The sequence below is a fragment of the Candidatus Hydrothermales bacterium genome (assembly GCA_039630235.1).
GTDB lineage: Bacteria > Hydrothermota > Hydrothermia > Hydrothermales > JAJRUZ01 > JBCNVI01.
Genome location: JBCNVI010000057.1, coordinates 1 through 676, shown reverse-complemented (window position 1 = coordinate 676; position 676 = coordinate 1). Strand labels below are relative to the sequence as shown.

Sequence of the window (676 nt, the reverse complement as noted above, 5' to 3'; positions counted from 1 at the left end):
GGTCCTCCTATTTTAAATATGCATTCTCCTTTTGAAATAAGTTCAAAAGCGGACTTATTTATGACATATAAAGGTTATAGGGTATTTCTTGAAAGTGAATAGACTATAGTTTTAATTCCATTTCCAATAGTTCTAAAAATTCTTTATTTGAATTTGTCCTTTTCATCTTATTTATTAAAAATTCCATGGCGTCTACTGGGTCTTTACTTGATATAGCTTTTCTTAAGGCCCAAACTTTCTCTAATACTTCCTTAGCTAATAAAAATTCTTCTCTTCTCGTTCCACTTCTATTTAAGTCAATTGCAGGGAAAATTCTTCTATCCGCTAATCTTCTATCTAAAACTATTTCCATATGTCCTGTCCCCTTAAATTCTTCATATATTACATCATCCATCCTTGAACCTGTTTCTATTAGTGCAGTTGCAATAATAGTAAGGCTTCCACCTTCTTCAAGATTTCTTGCAGCACCAAAGAATTTTTTAGGCTTTATCAATGCTGCTGCGTCAAGACCACCAGTCATAGTTCTTCCCGAGTGTGGCGTTATTACATTATGAGCTCTTGAAAATCTTGTAAGAGAATCCAATAGTATTACTACGTCTTTTCCAATTTCTGATAGTCTTTTTGCTCTTTCAAGGACAATATCTGCGATATATGCATGCTTTTCTGCGGGTTGGTC

Annotated in this window: 1 protein-coding gene; it reads right to left on the bottom strand. The window is 33.9% G+C overall.

Going from position 1 to position 676, the window contains the following annotated elements; genetic code table 11:
- Positions 1-103: 103 nt before the first annotated feature.
- Positions 104-676, bottom strand: a 573-nt coding sequence (gene rho / locus ABDH49_09275; GenBank protein ID MEN3047128.1) for a transcription termination factor Rho, incomplete at its 5' end; no start/stop codon positions are given.